This window comes from Reyranella sp. (assembly GCF_050185545.1).
In the GTDB taxonomy this organism is placed as follows: Bacteria; Pseudomonadota; Alphaproteobacteria; order Reyranellales; family Reyranellaceae; genus Reyranella.
Genome location: NZ_JBFWZI010000046.1, coordinates 1 through 18444, shown reverse-complemented (window position 1 = coordinate 18444; position 18444 = coordinate 1). Strand labels below are relative to the sequence as shown.

General features: G+C 65.4%; 16 protein-coding genes. 6 read left to right on the top strand and 10 right to left on the bottom strand.

From position 1 onward, the window contains the following. Positions 1-63: 63 nt before the first annotated feature. The 4 genes from AB7O82_RS15050 to AB7O82_RS15035 form a co-directional block, all read right to left on the bottom strand. Positions 64-1122, bottom strand: coding sequence for a hypothetical protein (locus tag AB7O82_RS15050; RefSeq protein ID WP_428553708.1), 1059 nt, complete (start codon positions 1120-1122; stop codon positions 64-66). A 246-nt stretch (positions 1123-1368) separates the two neighbouring features. Further along, complete coding sequence (locus AB7O82_RS15045) at positions 1369-2580, bottom strand: acyl-CoA dehydrogenase family protein (protein ID WP_428553705.1); 1212 nt, start codon at positions 2578-2580, stop codon at positions 1369-1371. A 114-nt stretch (positions 2581-2694) separates the two neighbouring features. Then, the gene (locus tag AB7O82_RS15040) at positions 2695-3717 is read right to left on the bottom strand and encodes an aspartate-semialdehyde dehydrogenase (RefSeq protein WP_428619698.1); all 1023 of its coding nucleotides are present in this window, start codon (positions 3715-3717) and stop codon (positions 2695-2697) included. A gap of 255 nt (positions 3718-3972) precedes the next feature. Continuing rightward, on the bottom strand, positions 3973-4821 hold the full coding sequence (locus AB7O82_RS15035) for an enoyl-CoA hydratase (protein ID WP_428543181.1): 849 nt from the start codon (positions 4819-4821) through the stop codon (positions 3973-3975). Positions 4822-4855: 34 nt separating this feature from the next. Here AB7O82_RS15035 and AB7O82_RS15030 point away from each other — a divergent pair, with 34 nt between their 5' ends. After that, positions 4856-5755 carry an alpha/beta fold hydrolase gene (locus AB7O82_RS15030; RefSeq protein ID WP_428543183.1) on the top strand — a complete coding sequence of 300 codons (900 nt, stop codon included), beginning with the start codon at positions 4856-4858 and terminating at the stop codon, positions 5753-5755. On the opposite strand, the gene rpoH is transcribed toward AB7O82_RS15030, so the two are convergent. After that, positions 5752-6690 carry an RNA polymerase sigma factor RpoH gene (gene rpoH, locus AB7O82_RS15025; RefSeq protein ID WP_428543185.1) on the bottom strand — a complete coding sequence of 313 codons (939 nt, stop codon included), beginning with the start codon at positions 6688-6690 and terminating at the stop codon, positions 5752-5754. The genes AB7O82_RS15030 and rpoH overlap by 4 nt on opposite strands. A gap of 136 nt (positions 6691-6826) precedes the next feature. Further along, complete coding sequence (locus AB7O82_RS15020; protein ID WP_428543187.1) at positions 6827-7798, bottom strand: RluA family pseudouridine synthase; 972 nt, start codon at positions 7796-7798, stop codon at positions 6827-6829. Between the two features lie 9 nt (positions 7799-7807). Here AB7O82_RS15020 and AB7O82_RS15015 point away from each other — a divergent pair, with 9 nt between their 5' ends. The 3 genes from AB7O82_RS15015 to AB7O82_RS15005 all read left to right on the top strand — a co-directional run bounded on the left by AB7O82_RS15015 (position 7808) and on the right by AB7O82_RS15005 (position 11587). Beyond that, a complete protein-coding gene (locus AB7O82_RS15015; RefSeq protein ID WP_428543189.1) occupies positions 7808-8140 on the top strand; it encodes a DUF6476 family protein in 333 nt (110 codons plus the stop codon). A 103-nt stretch (positions 8141-8243) separates the two neighbouring features. After that, entirely contained in the window at positions 8244-9293 is a 1050-nt protein-coding gene (locus tag AB7O82_RS15010; RefSeq protein WP_428543191.1) for a threonine aldolase family protein, read from the top strand. Next, the gene (locus AB7O82_RS15005; RefSeq protein ID WP_428543193.1) at positions 9290-11587 is read left to right on the top strand and encodes a molybdopterin-dependent oxidoreductase; all 2298 of its coding nucleotides are present in this window, start codon (positions 9290-9292) and stop codon (positions 11585-11587) included. The genes AB7O82_RS15010 and AB7O82_RS15005 overlap by 4 nt, the downstream gene beginning before the upstream one ends. 182 nt (positions 11588-11769) lie before the next feature. Here AB7O82_RS15005 and AB7O82_RS15000 read toward each other — a convergent pair whose 3' ends face one another. Continuing rightward, positions 11770-12219, bottom strand: coding sequence for a phasin family protein (locus AB7O82_RS15000; protein ID WP_428543195.1), 450 nt, complete (start codon positions 12217-12219; stop codon positions 11770-11772). Between the two features lie 195 nt (positions 12220-12414). Between AB7O82_RS15000 and AB7O82_RS14995 the strand changes: the two genes are divergently transcribed. Further along, positions 12415-13866 carry a WS/DGAT/MGAT family O-acyltransferase gene (locus tag AB7O82_RS14995; protein ID WP_428543197.1) on the top strand — a complete coding sequence of 484 codons (1452 nt, stop codon included), beginning with the start codon at positions 12415-12417 and terminating at the stop codon, positions 13864-13866. A 191-nt stretch (positions 13867-14057) separates the two neighbouring features. On the opposite strand, the gene AB7O82_RS14990 is transcribed toward AB7O82_RS14995, so the two are convergent. Beyond that, entirely contained in the window at positions 14058-14927 is an 870-nt protein-coding gene (locus tag AB7O82_RS14990) for a hypothetical protein (protein ID WP_428543199.1), read from the bottom strand. Positions 14928-14945: 18 nt separating this feature from the next. Next, positions 14946-16745, bottom strand: a complete 1800-nt coding sequence (locus AB7O82_RS14985) for a TauD/TfdA family dioxygenase (protein WP_428543201.1) — start codon at positions 16743-16745, stop codon at positions 14946-14948. A 449-nt stretch (positions 16746-17194) separates the two neighbouring features. On the opposite strand from AB7O82_RS14985, the gene AB7O82_RS14980 reads away from it, so the two are divergent. Continuing rightward, positions 17195-17971, top strand: coding sequence for an esterase/lipase family protein (locus tag AB7O82_RS14980; RefSeq protein ID WP_428543203.1), 777 nt, complete (start codon positions 17195-17197; stop codon positions 17969-17971). Positions 17972-18011: 40 nt separating this feature from the next. Here AB7O82_RS14980 and AB7O82_RS14975 read toward each other — a convergent pair. Beyond that, positions 18012-18444: phasin family protein (locus AB7O82_RS14975; RefSeq protein WP_428619696.1), on the bottom strand; the 433-nt coding region annotated here is incomplete at its 5' end.

Sequence of the window (18444 nt, the reverse complement as noted above, 5' to 3'; positions counted from 1 at the left end):
ATGAGCGCCATCGGAGTGGCGCGCTCCCAGCGCCCGCGGTCCGGAAGACGATGAGTCAGTCTGCTACCGCCCCATCACGTCGAACACGGCGTCCCGCAGCATGGCCTCGACCTTGGCGCCTTCGCTCTTGCCGCCGGTGGCGGCCTTGGACGCCGTGGCGAACAGGTAGAACGCGCCATCGTCGAGCGGCACGATCGTGTAGTAGAATTGGTAGGCGGCGTCGCCGTCCTGGCAGCCGGTGAAGACGCGCACGACCTCGGGGTTCTTCACGTCCTTGGTCGAGCCCGAGACCGATTGCCCCTTGCAGTTCTTGGTGTCGTCGGACACGACCGCCGCCGCGATCTGCCGCGCCGAGGCATTTGCCGACGAGGCGATGATGCGCAGCGTGCCGATGACGCCTTCGCCGCGCCACACGACGTCGGAGCTCGACAGGTAGCTCGACTTCATTTCGGCGATTTCCCGCGCGGTCAGGATGCGGAAATTGCTCAGCTCGCCGTGCGACAGGATGTTGGCGACGATCTTGGTCGCCTCGAGTCGCTCCTCGGCCGTGCTGCCGCGGGCGTTCCGCTCGGGTTGCGGCGGCGGCGCGGTCTGCTGCCGGGGCATGGGCGACGTCGGCGACGACGAGGCGATTGCCTCGTAGCGTTCGGCGCAGGCCAGCGTCTCGGTGAGCGCGGCATAGGTGCCGTCCAGATTGAAGGCGTAGTTGGTGCCGCCGGCCCGGACCGTCATCCGGTTGCCGCGCCGCAACAGGTGGAAAAGGGCGGCCTTGGGCGGCAGCTCGGCCAGGGCCAGCTTCTCCGTGACCGCGTTGGCACGCAAGGAAATCGGCCCGACATTGTCGACGTAGATGTCGACCGGCACGCTCTGCCCCTTGCTGAACTGCCACGAGTCATGTGCCCAGCCGACGCGCCACGTGTAGTCGCCGGAGACGGAGAACACCATGGTGATGCCGCTGCGATAGAGCGTCGACATCGCGCAATGGGAAAACTTGTTGCCGCGCGTGTACGCACCGATATCCCAGCCGGCAATGTTGTTCTTGGAGCCGGGAATCAAATCGGCCCATGCCGCCTGGGCACCCAGAACGAGGCCCACGACGGCAGCAGCAAACGTTCGGATCATCCTATTCCCCCAATGCAAGCGCGGGTCCCGCTCCCCTCTAGAGCCGGCGGTTTCCCCGACAGGCCACAGCGCCCATCGACAGCACCACGGAGTTTGACAGGAGTGCCGACCGGAACCAAGGATCAGACGCAGCCCGCCTGAAGAAATCTTCGCGCCGACGGCCAAAAAAAAGCCGTTATACGAACTGGACCACGTTCTCCGTGCCGATCGTGACGCGGCTCAAGGTGTCCAACTGGCCGGACCCCGTTATACGAACTGGACGACGTTCTCCGTACCGATCAGATGGCGACCGACCATCTCGACCATGGGCAGCATCGCCTGGAGGTGCTGGCTGGCGCTCACCGCGTCGCGCAGGCGCCGCTCGAACGGCGCGGAATTCATGATCGCCGCCGTGCCGGCGCCGCGATAGCAGGCGATCGACACCTCCGTCGCCTCGTTCATGCCGTGCGTCGTGGCGAGCCGCAGGCGCATGCGCCGGTCGAGATCGAGGGTGCCGGCCGCCGACGCCGCATAGGCCTGGCCTGCCGCCTCGTGAAGGAAGGCGCGGACCGAGGAAAGCCGGGCCTCGAGCAGGCCGACCTCGCGCTGAACGGCATGGTTCCTGGCCATCGCCTGGACAGAGGCCCGGCTGTGGCGGCCGCGTGCCAGCTCGATGTAGGTGTCGAGCATCCGCCGGGCCACGCCGATGGTGACGCTGCAGAAGCCGCAGGCATAAAGGAGCGTCGAGCCGATCGGATAGATCGGCCCGTGCTCGCGCCGCTCTTCGGCGATGTCGCGCGCCGGGGCATGCGCATCGGGCACGAAAAGGTCGGTCACCGAATAGCTGTCGCTGCCGGTGCCGCGCAGGCCGAGCACCTGCCAGTCGTCGATGATCTTTGCCTCGGAGCGCAGGAACAGGAAGCTGCGGTCGTCCGGTCTGCCGTAGCGCATGTGCGGCGTGCCGTCGGGATTCTGCACGGCGCTGTGCGCGCCGAGCCAGGTCGTATGCCGGCCGCCGCTGGCGAAGCTCCATGTGCCGGTCAGGCGGTAGCCGCCCTCGACCCGGATCGCGGTGCTGTTGTTGTGCCGGGCGCCCCACGCCAGGCCGGCCCGCGAGCCGGCAAAGATCTTCGCCGCCGCCTCGTGGGGCATCGCCGCCGCCGAGGAGGCCGCCGAGACGTTGGACTGGTTGACGAACCAGCCGGTGCTGGCATCGGCCCAGGCAATCGCCTCGTTGGCCTTGCAGTAGTCGACCAGGTCGACTTCCTGCCCGCCCATGCTGCGCGGCAGAAGCATGCGCAGCAGATCCTGTTCGGCCAGCGCGTCCACGACCTCCGGCGTCAGCTCTCGCTGGCGGTCCATCTCGGGCCCATGCGCGTCGAGAATTGCCTGCACAGCGCGCGCCCGTTCGACGGGGCTCGCGAGCAGCGCGCCATTGCCGACACTGCTGGTGGACGGGGGCGGTACGCGGCTCGACATGGCGGTTCCTCGGTTATTCGACCGGGAACTATAGAGAGCCTGCGTCTCCTGTCTCGATTCCTCGCACCGAGGATCGGCCAAGCGAAATTTGCCTGGCCGACTTGGGAATTGGCGCTATTCCGCCGCCATCGCCTTGGGCTTGGCGAGCTCCTCGGCGATCTGGACGGCGTTCCAGGCCGCTCCCTTGAGCAGCTGGTCGCCCGCCACGAACAGAACCAGGCCGTTGGGGTTGGAGAGATCGCGCCGGATGCGCCCGACATGGACGTCGAGATCGCCGCTCGCCTCGAGCGGCATGGGGAAGTGGTTGGCGGCCGGGTCGTCGACCAGCTTGACGCCGGGTGCTCGCGCCAGGATGTCGCGCGCCTCGGCGGGCGACAGCGGCTTGTCGAGCTCGAGCGTAATGGCTTCGGAGTGCGCGCGCAGCACCGGCACGCGGATGCAGGTCGGCACGATCGGCAGATGCGGCATATGGAACATCTTCCGCATCTCCTCGATGACCTTGTTCTCTTCTTCATTGTAGCCGTTCTCGCCGATCCTGGTGTTGTGCGAGAACAGGTTGAAGGCGATCTGGTGCGGAAACACCTTGCGCCCGATCTGCCTGCCCGCCGCGTAGTCGCGCACCTGGTCCTCGAGCTCCTGCATGGCCTGGGCGCCGGCGCCCGAGGCCGATTGATAGGTCGCCACCACGATCTTGCGGATGCCGGCCGCCTGATGGATCGGCCAGACCGCCGTCGCCAGGATGGCGGCAGTGCAGTTGGGGTTGGCGATCACGCCACCATGATGGGCGAGGTCGCCCGGGTTCACCTCGGGCACGACCAACGGCACGGCGGGATCCATGCGGAAGGCCGACGAGTTGTCGACCACGACGGCGCCGGCCGCCTTGGCCGCCGGCACGAACTCGCGCGACCGGGTGGCGCCGGCGCTGAAGAAGGCGATGTCGATCCCTTTGAACGCGGCGGCCGTCAGTTCCTCGACCGGGTGGGCCTTACCCCTGAACTCGAGGGTTTTGCCGACCGAACGCGGGGATGCAAGCAGCCGGAGGGAAGCGACGGGAAAGTTCCGTCGCTCGAGGACGCGGAGGATCTCTACTCCAACCGCGCCGGTGGCGCCGACAATGGCGATGTTCTGGGCGTTCATGGTGCCGGCAAAATACCGGATCGACCAGCAGGCGTCATGAGACCTGATGCCGCCAATCGCCGAGAACTGCTCATGCCGGCCTCAAGCAGGCTTGGGGCGGGAGCTTGGCGTCATGCTCTTCCGGACCGCGAGCGTCCCGCCCGCTCATGGTTCATGAGCATGAGCGGGCGGACGCCCGCGGTCCAAGGAAGACCATGCCCCTCCGTCGGCGATTACGTCGACACCTCCCCAGCGAAGCTGGGGAGGATTTGAAAATCACTCCGCCGCCTGCTCGCGCTTCTTGATCGCCGGCATCAGGCCGGTCGGGTCGATGAGCCGGCCGTGGGCCAGCATGTTGTGCGCGTGCGCCAGATGATGGAGGGCGAACGAGGTCTGCATGGCGCTGACGCGGCCTTGGGCGTCCTGCGCGGCGTTCACCGCCTGCTTGACGAGCTTCAGCGCGAACAGCGGCTTGCTGGCGATCCGCTCGGCCATCGCCAGACCGAAGGTCTCCAGCTCGGCGCGCGGCACCACGTGGTTGACCATGCCCAGGCGATGCGCCTCCGCCGCGCTGATCCAGTCGGCAGTGAACAGGAATTCCTTGGCCTTGCGCACGCCCATCTCCCAGGGATGGGCGAAGAACTCCGCCCCGCCCACGCCCATGGCGACCGTGTGGTCGAGGAACTCGGCGTCCTCGGAAGCAACGATCAGGTCGCACGGCCATATCAGCATCAGACCGCCGGCGATCACCTTGCCCTGCACCAGCGCCATCGTCGGCTTGGGGATGTTGCGCCAGCGCTCGCAGAAGCCGATGTAGATCTCCTGCTCGCGGGCGTACTGGGCCTCCGCACCGGCCTTGCCGAAGCCCGACCACGTGCCCACCGTCTCGTGCTTGCGCATGTTGCCGTGGCCGTCGGCCTCGCGCAGGTCGTGGCCCGACGAGAAGTGCGGCCCGTTGGCCGACAGCACGATGACCTTCACCGCGTCGTCGTGCGCCGCCCGGTCGAACGCTTCGTTCAGCGCATACAGGAAGGCCGTGTCCTGCGCGTTCCTTGTTTCCGGCCGGTTGAGGATGATGCGCGCGATGCCGGCGCCCGGCACCTCGTAAAGGATGGCGTCTGCCATGGGCTCCTCCTGCTCGTTGTGAGACAGTCTAGTCATGCAGGACATCACACACACCTTCGTCGAGACTCGCGGTTTCGCGACGCACGTCGTCCAGCGCGGCGACGGACCACCCCTCCTCCTGTTGCACGGCTGGCCGGAGTTCTGGGCCACCTGGGAGCCGATGTTCGATCGTCTCGGCAATCGCTACCGCCTGATCGCGCCCGACTTCAGGGGCTTCGGCGAAAGCGGCAATCCGATGCCGGGGCGTACCGACCAGGCGGGCGCCGATGTCCTGGCCGACGACATCGCAGTCCTGATGGACAGGCTCGGCATCGCCCAGGCGGGCTTCGTCGGTCACGATGTCGGCGCCTTCGTCATGCAGCGCCTCGCCCTCGACCACCCCGATCGGGTGGCCGGGCTGTTCTTCTTCAACTGCGCCACCCACGGCGTCGGCGCTCGCTTTCGCGAGCCGCGACAGATCAACGAGATCTGGTACCAGACCTTCCACCAGATGCCGTTCGCCCCGGCCCTCGTCGGCGCGTCACGCGGCGCCTGCCGGGCCTATATCGGCCATTTCCTGAAGCACTGGGCGCACGATAAGACCGCCTTCGACGGCGTGCTGGAGCGCTGGGTCGACAATTTCATGCGGCCGGGCAACCTGCAGGGCGGCTTCAACTGGTACGTCTCGCAGAACGCCGGCCGCCTCGCCGTGATGGCTGGCACGGCCCCCAAGCCGCCGAGGATCGGGCAACCGGCCCGCGTCCTGTGGGGCCGCCACGACCCGGTGCTGCGCTGCGACTGGATCGACGTGGTCGGAGAGTACTTCGAAAACGTCGAGGCCGGCATCGCGGAGGATGCCGGCCACTTCGTTCACTACGAGACGCCGGATCGGGCGGCAGCCGAGATCGACCGCTTCTTCCGGCGGATCGGCTATCGAGCCCTGGCCCAGTCCTAGGCCGGCTGAGCGGCGGCCGCCTTGCCGAGGCGCCGCGTCGAGGACTGGGTGGCCGCCTCGACCACCATGTTCTTCATCGCCTTCTGCAGCTTGTCGAAGGCGCGCACCTCGATCTGGCGCACCCGCTCGCGGCTGATGCCGTACTTGGACGACAGGTCCTCCAGCGTCTTTGGCTCGTCGATCAGGCGGCGCTCGACGATGATGTGACGCTCGCGGTCGGTCAGCTGCTTCAGGGCGGCAGCGAGCATGTGCTTGCGCTGGCCGAGTTCCTGGCTCTCCGCCAGCCGCGCCTCTTGGTTGGGGCTGTCGTCCACCAGCCAGTCCTGCCATTCCATGTCGCCCTCGGCCTTGACCGGGGCATTGAGCGAGGAATCGGGCGCCGACAGGCGGCGATTCATGTTGACCACCTCCTCCTCGGGGACGCCGAGGCGGGTGGCGATCTTGCTGACCTGCTCGGGAGACAGGTCGCCCTCCTCGATCGCCTGCATCTGGCCCTTGAGCTTGCGCAGGTTGAAGAACAGCTTCTTCTGCGCCGCCGTAGTGCCCATCTTCACCAGCGACCAGCTATGCAGGATGTATTCCTGGATCGAGGCGCGGATCCACCACATGGCATAGGTCGCCAAGCGGAAGCCGCGGTCCGGGTCGAAGCGCTTGACCGCCTGCATCATGCCGACATTGCCCTCGGAGATCAGCTCGGCGACCGGCAGGCCGTAGCCGCGATAGCCCATGGCGATCTTGGCCACGAGGCGCAAATGGCTGGTCACCAGCTTGTGGGCGGCCTTCGAATCCCCATGTTCACGCCACGCCTTGGCGAGCATGAACTCCTCCTGCGGCTCGAGCAGAGGAAATTTGCGGATCTCCTGCAGATAGCGGCTGAGGTTGCCCTCGGGCGTCAGCGAGGACGGCAGGGCGGGAAGATTGGCGGTAGCACCCATGAGGCTCCCCCTTTCAAGGACTAAAGATGAACGAGCGTTTAGCACTCTCGCCCATCGACTGCTAAAGTTGAGTCTAATAGTCGGATGATCGGCTGGTCAAGAAAATCCGACTAATACTCTCGGATACTAAAGCTTATCACTTAACGCTGTTCAGGTCGGACACCACCCTCTGCATGTCTTGCGGCATTTCTGAGGCGAACTTCATCTCCCTCCCGGTCCGTGGGTGCCGGAATTCCAGCACCGCGGCATGCAAGGCCTGACGCTGGAATGCCGACAACGAGGGCGGCGCAGCCACGTTGCGGGATCGTCGGCCATAAACCGGGTCGCCCACGACAGGGCAGCCGAGATGGGCGAGATGGACACGCACCTGGTGGGTGCGTCCTGTCCAGAGCCTCGCCCCGACCAGGCTGGCCAGGGGCGCAAGAGCGGGGCCAAAGCGGCGCTCGACCCAGTAGTCGGTCCGGGCGGCCCGTCCCCCGGACCGGCGCACGGCCATGCGCTTGCGGTCCACCGGATGCCGTCCGATCGCAGCCTCCACGGTGCCTGCCTTTGCCGGCGGCGCGCCCCATACCACCGCTCGATAGATCCGGGTCAGGTCGTGCCGGGCGAACAGCGCGGCCAGGCCGTGATGGGTCGCATCGTTCTTGGCCACCACCATCACGCCCGACGTGTCCTTGTCGAGCCGATGGACGATCCCTGGCCGGCGAACGCCTCCGATGCCCGACAGGCTCGCCCCGCAATGAGCCAGCAGGGCATTGACCAGCGTGTTGTCCGGATTGCCTGGAGCCGGATGCACAACCAGGCCGGGCGGCTTGTTCAGGACCACCAGGTCGTCGTCCTCGAACAGGATGTCGAGATCGATCGCCTGTGGTCGCGGCTCGGCCGGCTCGGCCTCGGGCACATCGACGATAAATCGCTCGCCTGTTTTGACCTTGCGGGAGGGCTCTTCTATCGTCGGGCCATCCGCCAGCGCCACGTGGCGGCTTTCGATCAGCGCCTTCACGCGGCTGCGCGTGAGGGTCGGCAGGGCCACCGCCAGGGCGCGGTCGAGCCGTTCGCCGGCGGTGCTGTCATCGACGGTCACGAGGTGGCGGCCGGCGTCGCTCATGGAGTTTTCTTGGCGTCCCCTGCTCAGGCCTACGCACCGCTCTGGCTGAAAGTGCTGGTCATCGTGATGGGCCTGCTGATCGTGGCGGGCTTCATCGTCATTGCGGCCGAGATCGCCCGCCGGATGTCTACGCCCAACGCCGGACGATCGCCAGCCTCCGGCGTCTTCAGCGAACGCATCGCCCTGCCGTCAGGTGCGCGGGTGGTGTCGATGACGGCGGCCGGCGACCGCCTGGTGGTTCATGTCGAGACGCCAGGCGGCCCCTCCGCCGCCTACATCGTCGACCCGCGCAATGGCACGCTGCTCGGCACCGTCGACTTCCCGCCGGGCGTGGCCCGCTAACGATGATCGACCACCTGTCGATCACCAACTACTACGCCGCCTTTGTGCGCGACCCCGACGGCAACCGGATCGAGGCCCTGACGCGCCGCCCCGAGGAACAATCATGAACTTTCGCAGCGACAACGAGAGCGGCGCGCATCCCAGCATCATAGAAGCCGTGTCGACCGCCTTCTCGAGCGGCAGTGCCCATTCCTACGGGGCCGACGAATGGACCCTGCGGCTCGAGCGTCGACTGCGCGAGCTCTTCGAGAAGCCTGATCTGGTCGCCTACCCCGTGGCCACCGGCACGGCCGCCAATGTGCTCTCGCTCGCCTGCTGCACGCCGTCGTGGGGCGCCATCTACTGCCACCCGCAAGCCCACATCATGGGCGACGAGGCCAACGCAACCGAGTTCTTCACCGGCGGCGCCCAGCTCCGCCCGATCGACGGTCCCGCCGGCAAGCTCGATTCACGGCGGCTGGCGGACGCCCTGGCGCAACCGGTGTACGGCGTGGTGCGCCATCCGCAGCCGTCTGCCGTCAGCATCAGCCAGGCCACGGAGTGCGGCACGGTCTACGATCCGGTCGAGATTGCCGCGATCGCCACCTCCACGCATCGTCACGGTCTCAAGCTGCACATGGACGGCGCGAGGTTCGCAAATGCCCTGGCGTTCGTCGGCTGCTCGGCCGCCGAGCTGTCGTGGCAGGCCGGCGTCGACGTGCTGAGCTTCGGGGCGACCAAGAATGGCGCCCTCAGCGCCGAAGCGGTGGTGTTTTTCGATCCGGCCCTGGCACGCGAATTCCTGTTCCGTCGCACGCGGGGTGGACATCAATTGTCGAAGATGCGGCTGCTGTCGGCCCAGCTGGAAGCCTACCTGACGGATGGCCTGTGGCTCGCCAACGCCCAGCATGCCAACGCCACGGCCCGCCGGCTGGTCGCCGGTCTCACGCCGCTCAAGGGCACCCAGCTGCTCTATCCCGTCAATGCCAACGAAATCTTCGTCATCCTGCCGACTCGCGTGCACGACGCGCTGCAGAAGGCCGGCGCGCAATACCATCCCTGGCCTTCGGACCGTCCCGGGGAACGCGCATTCCGTCTCGTCACCGCCTTCGACACCAGCTTCGACGACGTCGACAAGTTTCTCTCCATCGCAAAGGCCGCCTCCTCTCAATGACCCATCAGCGTACCCTCACGGCCGCCCACTGGGGCGTCTACGAGGTCGAGTATGACGACGCCGGCAGGGCGGTTCGTCTCCATCCTTTCTCCAACGATCCCGACCCTTCTCCGATCGGCCTGCACATGCTGTCGGACGAGGTGACCCGCCTGCGCGTGCGCCGGCCGGCGGTGCGCCGGAGCTGGCTCGACAAGGGCCCGGGCGCCAACCCGGAGCGGCGGGGGCAGGATCCATTCGTCGAGATTCCGTGGGACGAGGCGCTCGATCTCGTTGCCGGCGAGCTGGCCCGCGTCAGGCGCATCTGGTTCAACCGGGCGATCTTCGGCGGATCGTACGGCTGGTCGAGCGCTGGCCGCTTCCATCATGCGCAGAGCCAGGTCCATCGCTTTCTCAATTCGATCGGCGGCTACGTGCGCCATCAGGATTCCTACAGCCTCGGCGCGGCGCGCGTGCTGATGCCGCACATCGTCGCGCCGATGGACGAGCTGATGTCCCTGCACACGAGCTGGGACGTGCTGGCCGAGCATTGCAGGCTGTTCGTCACGTTCGGCGGCGTGCCGCACAAGAACAGCCAGATCAACGCCGGCGGCGCCACCCGCCATCGCGTCAAGCGCGGCCTCTACGGTCTGCGCGAAAGCGGCGTGCGGTTCGTGAACGTGACGCCAACCGCCGACGACCTCGACACCGGCGGCGAGGTCGAATGGCTGGCCATCCGGCCCAACACCGACACCGCATTGATCCTGGGGCTCTGCCACACGTTGCTGGCCGAGAACCTGCACGATCGCGAGTTCCTCGATCGCTGCACGGTGGGCTTCGAGAGATTCGCGCCGTCGCTCGCCGGCAAGGACGCCGACTGGGCGGAAGGGATCACCGGCATCCCGGCAGCGCGCATCGTCCGCCTTGCCCGGGAGATGGCCGCAAACCGCACGATGGTCAGCATCAACTGGTCGCTGCAGCGCAGTCACCATGGCGAGCAGCCGTTCTGGGCGCTGGTGACGCTGGCCTGCATGCTGGGCCAGATCGGCTTGCCGGGCGGCGGATTCGGCGTCGGCTATGGTCCCTCCAACCTGATGGGCAGCGCGAATCCCCGGTACTCGGGGCCGACGCTGCCGCAAGGCACCAACGCGGTCAGTGACTTCATCCCGGTGGCGCGCTTCACCGACATGCTGCTCGAGCCCGGTGGCAAGATTCCCTACAACGGCCGGACCCTCGTCTATCCCGATATCCGGCTGGTCTACTGGGCAGGCGGAAATCCCTTCCATCATCACCAGGACCTGAATCGCCTGCGGGTTGCCTGGCGCAAGCCCGAGACCATCATCTTCCACGAACAGTTCTGGACGCCGGCGGCGCGCATGGCCGACATCGTGCTGCCGGCCACGACCAGCCTCGAGCGCGACGACATCGGATACGGCAGCCGAGAGCCGTTCCTGATCGCGATGAAGAAGGCGCGCGAGCCGGTCGGCGAAGCGCGCGACGACTACGCGATCTTCGCCGAGCTGGCGCGGCGCCTGGACGCCGGCGATGCCTTCACCGAAGGCCGCAACACCATGGCCTGGCTAAGACATCTCTACGGACTGTCGCGCGCCAGGTCAGCCGAAGTCGGCGTGACGCTCCCGTCGTTCGACTCGTTCTGGCAGGCCGGCCTCGCCGAGGCCGAGGGGGAGAACCGCGAGCCGGTGATGCTGGCGCGCTTTCGCGCCGACCCCGCGAAGCATCCCCTGCGTACGCCGTCGGGCAAGATCGAGATCTTCTCGGAGACGATCGCATCGTTCGGTTACGACGACTGTCCCGGCCACGCGGTATGGCTGGAGCCCGCCGAATGGCTCGGCTCGAGGCAGGCCGAACGCTATCCCTTGCACATGCTGTCGGACCAGCCGGCCGACAAGCTGCACAGCCAGCTCGACCACAGCCCGCATGCGCACGCCACCAAGGTCAAGGGTCGCCAGCCGGTCACCCTCCACCCTGCCGATGCCGCCGCCCGCGGCATCGCCGAGGGCGACCTCGTGCGCGTGTTCAACGATCGCGGCGCCTGCCTGTCGGCAGCAAGAGTTTCAGACCGGATCCGGCGCGGCGTCGTGCGGCTGTCGACCGGCGCTTGGTTCGACCCGTCCGATGCCGGCTCGAACGAGCCGCTGGAGAAGCACGGCAATCCCAACGCGCTCACGCTCGACATCGGCGCCTCCAAGCTCAGCCAGGGCTGCATCGCCCAGACCTGCCTGGTCGAGATCGAGCGGTTCGACGGTCCGGCGCCGCCCGTGACGGCGCACAAGCTGCCGGAGTTCGTGAAGCGCTGAGGTCATGCTCTTCCGGACCGCGGGCGTTCCGCCCGCTCATGCTCTTCGGTGGACCGCGGGCGTCCCGCCCGATGAATCATGAGCGGGCGGGACGCCCGCGGTCCGGTGGAGCATGACCTGAACAATCAAAAAGGCCCGTCCTTGCGGACGGGCCCTACACACGCCACTGCTGAAACGGGCGATCAGGCGACGGCCTTGGTGAACTTCTCGATACGCTCCTGGACCGGGCGGACGACATCGTCGGCGGCCTTGCGCATGTAGGCGCCGAGATCCTGGGCCTGGGCGATGCGGGTCTCGAGGCGGCCGCGCCAGTACCTGGCGGTGATGTCGAACGCCTCGATCGGCGTCTTGGCGGCGATCAGGTCGCGCATCGCGGCGAAGCCGGCATCGGCATCTTCCTTGGCGACCTCGAGGGCCTTCAGGCTGATCCGGGTCGCACCGTCGCGCGCCTGGGTGAATTGGGTGTTGAGCTCAGCCGACGCCGTCTGGGCGGCCTTGTTGATCTGCTCGAAGCTCTCGGTCGCCTTGCGGACGCCGATCTGGGCCAGCTCGCGGACGCGCTCGCCGGCGGCCTTGGTGGTTTCGTTGGCGTGCTCGATGACGCTGTCGATGGCGGCATTGGTCGTGGTCATGGTTGATTCCTGCTCAGGTTGAAAAACGGCTGAATGACTTACGGATGGGGCGTATATGGGATGGTCATGCTGCATTGCAACATGATTTTGTGCGGCGCGAGAAAAAATCTCGTTTATCATTGTTAATCAATAGATTAGGCTCCGATCAAGCAAGACGGGCCGGCCGACGTTGGGTCGTCCTTCGGGAGGAACGCCATGGACCAGCAGCTTTCGGGCATTGATGCGTCGTTTCTCTACCTCGAGACGCCGGAGACCCCCATGCACGTGGCGGGCCTCACCTATTTCCAGCTCCCCGAAGCCTTCGAAGGCAGCTTCTACCAGCACTTCCGGCGGTTCTTCGAAGGCCGTCTCCACACCATTCCGATCTTCTCCAAGCGCCTCGCACCGTCGCTCTACGACCTCGACCATCCGGGCTGGGTCGATGCCGACGAGATCGACCTCGACTACCACCTGCGCGAGACGACGCTGCCCGCACCGGGGACGGAGGCCCAGCTCGAGGAAGTCATCGGGCGCCTGCACGCCAACACGCTCGACCGCAGCCGGCCGCTCTGGCAGTTCTATGTCATCTCCGGACTGGAGAATGGCCAGGGCGTTCTGTACTCGAAGGTCCACCACGCCGCGATCGACGGCGGCGCCGGCATGGCGATCAACAAGGCTCTCTACGACGTGACACCGACGCCGCGCGAGGTCGCGCCGCCACCGCCCCGACCGGCCACGGCCAAGCCCGCGCCGAGCTCACCCACGGCAGTCGACCCGCTGAAGGGCGTTACCGACATCATGAGCAACATGATGCGCCAGCAGGCCCGCCTGTGGCAGGCCGCACCGGACATCGTCAACGCGATGACCAACGCCTTCCTCGCCAGGCCCGGCGAGACGCCGAAGGCGCTCAGCACGCTGCAGAGTCTGGTCAGCCAGCTGCCGACGCTGAACGCCCCCAAGACCCCGTTCAATGCCACCATCACGCGCGAGCGCAGCTACGCCGCGCGCACGATCTCGCTCAGCGACGCCAAGGCGATCGGCAAGGCAAGCGGCGCCAAGCTCAATGACGTGGTCATGGCGATCTGCGCCGGCGCGCTGCGCCGCTATTTGCAGGAGAAGAGCCAGCTCCCGGAGAAGCCGTTGATTGCCGGCGTGCCGATCAGCCTGCGCGAGCCCGGCGACACGCGACAGAACAACCAAGTCTCCGGCATGCTCTGCCAGATCGCGACCGATATCGCCGATCCGGCCGAACGGCTGCGCGCGATCGTGAAGTCCTCCTCCGAGTCCAAGCAGCTCGCCGGCACTTTTCGCGACGCCGTTCCTCAGGATTTCGCTTTCGTCGGAGCTCCGATCCTGCTGCAGCTCGTCATGCTGGTTTACGGCCGCAGCGGGCTCGCCGACCGTCTGCCGATGCCGATGAATGTCACCATCTCCAACGTGCCCGGTCCGCCCATGCCGCTCTATTGCGCCGGCGCCAAGGTGACGGCCCTTCATCCGGTGTCGATTCCGGCGCATGGCGCTGCTCTCAACATCACCGTGCAGAGCTACATGGATGCGCTGAACTTCGGCCTGACCGCAGATCGGCGGGCGGTGCCCGATGTCGCCCTGCTCGGCGACTATCTCGTCGATGCGGCAAAGGAGCTTGGGAAGTCGATGCTCCGCGACTGAGCGACCTGTCCGAGGGCGCATACACTTCTTGTCATCCTGCGCGCAGCGAAGGATCTCATCGCCGGAAGGTTCAAAGCACACTTGGGGTACATGGCGGTGAGGTCCTTCGCGGCGCTCGGGACGACAGAAAGGGAGTCCTGCGAGACGCTCCTCAGGGTGAGATCAATCTTTGGTGCTTCGACCAAGCAAGATCACGCCCCCGGGACAAAGGTCTTCATCTGGAATTCATCCGCGCCCAGCCGCTCCAGGCGGATCGACATCGGCAGGAGCGTTGTCGGGTCCGCGGTATGCACCCCGCCGCACGGCATCTCCAAGGTGCGATCCCCCAGGCTGGCCTTCCACATCCTGCGCTCGCGAAAGCTGGTTCCGACGGGCTCGACGCTGATCCGGCGAATGTCAGCGATGATCTCATTGGCTCTCCGCTCGATCGCCGCGCCAAAACCGTCGAAATCGGCCCAGAACCGCTCACTGGCAAGGCCGGCCTTTCGGGCTGACTTGCCGATGCGATAGCGATCGACGCTGCCGTACTCGACGATTCGGGACTCGTCGATCAGCTGCTGATCGGTATCCGGATTGCCCAGGGAATCGAGACGGATCGACTTGTCCCAATAGCTCGCCGTTACCGCATTGAGGGCGATGGCGGCCACGTGGCATCCCGTGTGCCCGCAAGCAATCGCCTTCCGAAACGCGTGATCCACGAACAGCTCGATCGACTGCCCGGCTTGAAGTTCTGGAACGGCCTGCCGCCCGACGACGTGCCCCACACTCCACTGCCAACCCGCATCGGCCCTCTTGATGCTCTTGTCGGCATTGAGGCGCATGGCGCCACTCGCCACGTCGACGCCAACGAGCACGGCCGTGTCGACAGGCACTCTCGCCTTCCCGGCCACGGCAAGTTCTCCCCGATCGGCGGGCTGATCCGGCCACCACGGATCCAGGGGGTGGAAGGGCGTCCGATCCGTCACGACGCACCACGCTCCCTCGACCAGGTCCGGCAGCGCCGTGATCGTGCAGGCAGCGCTCTCGTCGCCTTCTGGATACGTCACGATCGTCGGGGTCATGCCAGTCCTCGCGAGCCCTTAGGCAAAGGAAAAGGTCGTGTCGATTATTCGTTCGTTGCGATACCTCTCCTCGTCCATCGACGCAACATCGCGGCGCGCATAGATTCGTTGAAGCCACCGATCAGTTCCATCATAGCGCGGATTGAATATCGAGCGCGCATGAATGGACCGACGATTGTCGATAATGAGCATCTCTCCCGGGTTGAGCTTTACGTAATTGTACACCTGCTTCACGGTTTCCTTGACCAGCGTAAAGGCTCGCGCGGAATCGCGATCCATCGGCTGGGTCTGCTCGAGATCGAACTTCATGAAGGGATCGTAGCCACCGCCATACAGCAAGGGTACCTTCGGGCCGCCGATGGCTCTCTGGCTCTTTCCCGTTGCCCCGAACGAATAGTCGATCCCCGCTCGATAGCGCGGTTGAAACAGGATTTGCCGCAGCGATATGGGCACATGCGCCAGAACGTTGGCGACGCTGGCCACCGCCGTCATCGCACTTTGTTCGTGGTCGCTGCGCAGGCACAGGAGCACGACAAAATCGGGAAGCTCCGGATGGAACACCTGCTCCGTATGCCACTCCAGGAATATTTTCGAACTGCCGGCCGATGGCTCGCGTTCCTCCGAGGCAATCGGGCAGACGTTCTGAAATATCTCTCCGTCGTGGTGAACGCTGTAACCTATCGGGTCGCCGAGCGCCTGCCCGACCATTCCCAGCCAGGTTTCGCTCCAGAACGTCGCCTTTTGCCTTGGAGGAATCTTGTTGCCCGGCGTCGGAGGCAGCACCGGATCGAGGGGAAGCCCCATGATGTGCAGTATTCCAAAGCCGTTTCCGTTGCGCTTGAAATCAATCACCGCACGCCGGAATTTCTCGGGCAGAGTATGAAATCGAAATTCACACTCCCTCAGGAACTCCTCGCGAGCCTCGTACGGATTGGGCAATCCGCCGACTGCGCGGTCGAATGCCGGCTTGTCGATCTCCAGACCAAAGAGATGGTTGCCCGGGATCTCCCGAAGATCCCGACCTTTCGGGAAGTTCCACACACCGGAGCCACGCTGCAGGACGGCGATCTTGCCTTTGTCCACATCCCTGTTTGGCCGTTGTAACAGCCAGTTGGCGATATTGAGGAGCAGCCGAACATTGTCGCTCTGGCCGATATAGGCGAGCGAGAAGAGATCGCTATCCCCGATGGCCACGACACGGCCTTTGCCAACGGTCGACGCCGCACAGACGCATTCTCCTTCCGGCGTCGAGATTACGGTGCGCGAAACAACGCCACTGTCGATGTCCTGGGCCAGCGAGAGGGAACAGCCGCGATGGTAGGTGATCTCGAAAACGTCGTCGCATATCGCATGCTGGGAGGAAACGACGAGGGGAAAATGCCGGGTCTGAACGGACTCCAGATCGGGACGCGGACGAGCAATCGAATCGTTGTTGAATTGCAAACCCAAGGGCCGAACGACACCGTTGATGTTGCTCTCCCACATGTCGATGTTGTACTCGCCAATAACGAGCAGCCCCCCTCCATTGCGGACGTACTCGACCAGACAGGCGATCTCGACATCGGAGAAGATCGACTCTCCTCCAACGTTCGGTTCCACCGAGCCACGGGCTGGATGGGCTATTATGACGAACTTGGCGTTCTTTATTGTTTCGGCGTTCCAGTTCACCATCGCCGTGGAACCCAGGCCGAGCTCTTCGCGGAAGAGTTCCGCCAGATGCCCGTAGTAGTAGTTTTCGGGACGAGTTCCCGCGATCCTGAGAGCGAGATCCCTGCGAATAGTCCAGGTTTCTCCGTGCGATTCTTCGAAAACAATCATCCTTACGAACGCCCCCAGTAACGTTCGGAGTGTCCCCTGAAACCTTGGGCACGGCAAATGAAAAGCCGTCGAATCGCTCAGCCGTTCGCTGCACCGCTTCGTCAGAATTGAGCGACAACGCCTTGACAATGCTATAGTTTTGTCGGCAGTCCCTCTCCTACCTCCGATTGCAGACGGTTCAATTAGTCGCGCTGGTACCAGCACGTAGCCTAGGCCGCCTGGAGAACGGAATGTTCGTTCTCGCAATGCCCGGCTGCTCGCGTGCCTCGCTCTGATCTGAACTGCCCATCTTGGCAGACCGGACACTGGATCGCGGCGCGCGACGTCGTTGCCGTGCAAACTATGTCTTCGACGTGACAGCGGAACCTGGAGCAGTCACCCCCGGCAATTGAACTGCTTCCGTGGAACACCCAGATGTGAGAGTCTGATTACGACGACGAGGAGATCATATGACGGCCGCTGCCCAAGCGCTCAGTCCCCCATCGCGGACGCTCCTGCTGCTCGAGGGGCGCGCCGTCCAGGAACTCGGCGCCTTCATACTGTTGCGGCCGTGGCTCGCCGCGACGCCGCGCGGCGACGGCCATCCGGTGCTGGTCTTTCCCGGCCTGCTCGCCAGCGACCTGTCGACCCGGCCGCTGCGCAGCTTCCTGAAAAATCAGGGCTACGCGGCCCACGGTTGGGATCAGGGCCGCAATCTCGGCCTGCGCCCGGGTGTCGAGCGGTTGATGATGGAGCGCATCGAGGAGCTGTACGACCGCCACGGCGGCCGCAAGCTCAGCCTCGTCGGCTGGAGCCTTGGCGGCATCTATGCGCGACAGCTCGCCAAGCGCCTGCCCGACAAGGTACGCCTCGTGATCAGCCTCGGCAGCCCCTTCACCGGCAGCCCCAAGGCGACGAATGCCTGGCGTGTCTACGAATTCGCCTCGGGTCAACGTGTCGACGATCGCGACAACCACATCGCCGGCGCGCTGGCCGATCCACCGCCCGTGCCGACCACCTCGATCTTCAGCCGCTCCGACGGCATCTGCGCCTGGCAGACCTGCGTCAACGAGGAGCGGGACGAGGTCGAGAACATCGAGGTTTACGGCAGTCATTGCGGCCTCGGCCATCATCCCGCCGCCGTCTACGCCATCGCCGACCGCCTGGCCCAGCCGGAAGGCCGGTGGAAGAAGTTCGACCGCTCGGGCTGGAAGAGCGTAGTCTATCCGGACTGGCGAAGGGGGTAGCTCTTCCTCCCCCGTATGAAGGGGGGAGGAGAAGAATTCCTTACCTCTTCTCCACGCTGGCGCGGATCTCGTCGTAGGACTCCTTCATCCGCTCCTGGACGATCCGGAAGGCTTCGGTGCTCGACTTCTGCACGAGCTCGGCGATGTCTCGGGTGTTGGTGATGGCAGCTTCCATCGCTTTCTTGGCGAATTCGGCCTGCTTGGTCATGATCTCCTGGGGACTGCCGGCGGGCTTGTACTGCTGAACCATCGTGGTGACGTCTTTCACCGCCTCGTCGAAGATCTCGCGCTGCTTCTTGGCGACCTCGGTCGCCCCGCCAGCCACCGCCTGCCACGACTTGGTCATGGCCTCCAGGTTCTTCTGGTGATGTTCCACGATCTTCGACATGTCGAGCGACGGGACCTTGAGCTGCTCGCCCAGATTCTTGATCATGTCCATGAAGCTGTTGGGTGCGTCGGCCATACGAACCTCC

Excerpts from the sequence above, each read along its gene's own strand:
- AB7O82_RS15050 (WP_428553708.1), bottom strand. The coding sequence starts at position 1,122 with ATGATCCGAACGTTTGCTGCTGCCGTCGTGGGCCTCGTTCTGGGTGCC.
- AB7O82_RS15045 (WP_428553705.1), bottom strand. The coding sequence starts at position 2,580 with ATGTCGAGCCGCGTACCGCCCCCGTCCACCAGCAGTGTCGGCAATGGC.
- AB7O82_RS15040 (WP_428619698.1), bottom strand. The coding sequence starts at position 3,717 with ATGAACGCCCAGAACATCGCCATTGTCGGCGCCACCGGCGCGGTTGGA.
- AB7O82_RS15035 (WP_428543181.1), bottom strand. The coding sequence starts at position 4,821 with ATGGCAGACGCCATCCTTTACGAGGTGCCGGGCGCCGGCATCGCGCGC.
- AB7O82_RS15030 (WP_428543183.1), top strand. The coding sequence starts at position 4,856 with ATGCAGGACATCACACACACCTTCGTCGAGACTCGCGGTTTCGCGACG.
- rpoH (WP_428543185.1), bottom strand. The coding sequence starts at position 6,690 with ATGGGTGCTACCGCCAATCTTCCCGCCCTGCCGTCCTCGCTGACGCCC.
- AB7O82_RS15020 (WP_428543187.1), bottom strand. The coding sequence starts at position 7,798 with ATGAGCGACGCCGGCCGCCACCTCGTGACCGTCGATGACAGCACCGCC.
- AB7O82_RS15010 (WP_428543191.1), top strand. The coding sequence starts at position 8,244 with ATGAACTTTCGCAGCGACAACGAGAGCGGCGCGCATCCCAGCATCATA.
- AB7O82_RS15005 (WP_428543193.1), top strand. The coding sequence starts at position 9,290 with ATGACCCATCAGCGTACCCTCACGGCCGCCCACTGGGGCGTCTACGAG.
- AB7O82_RS15000 (WP_428543195.1), bottom strand. The coding sequence starts at position 12,219 with ATGACCACGACCAATGCCGCCATCGACAGCGTCATCGAGCACGCCAAC.
- AB7O82_RS14995 (WP_428543197.1), top strand. The coding sequence starts at position 12,415 with ATGGACCAGCAGCTTTCGGGCATTGATGCGTCGTTTCTCTACCTCGAG.
- AB7O82_RS14990 (WP_428543199.1), bottom strand. The coding sequence starts at position 14,927 with ATGACCCCGACGATCGTGACGTATCCAGAAGGCGACGAGAGCGCTGCC.
- AB7O82_RS14985 (WP_428543201.1), bottom strand. The coding sequence starts at position 16,745 with ATGATTGTTTTCGAAGAATCGCACGGAGAAACCTGGACTATTCGCAGG.
- AB7O82_RS14980 (WP_428543203.1), top strand. The coding sequence starts at position 17,195 with ATGACGGCCGCTGCCCAAGCGCTCAGTCCCCCATCGCGGACGCTCCTG.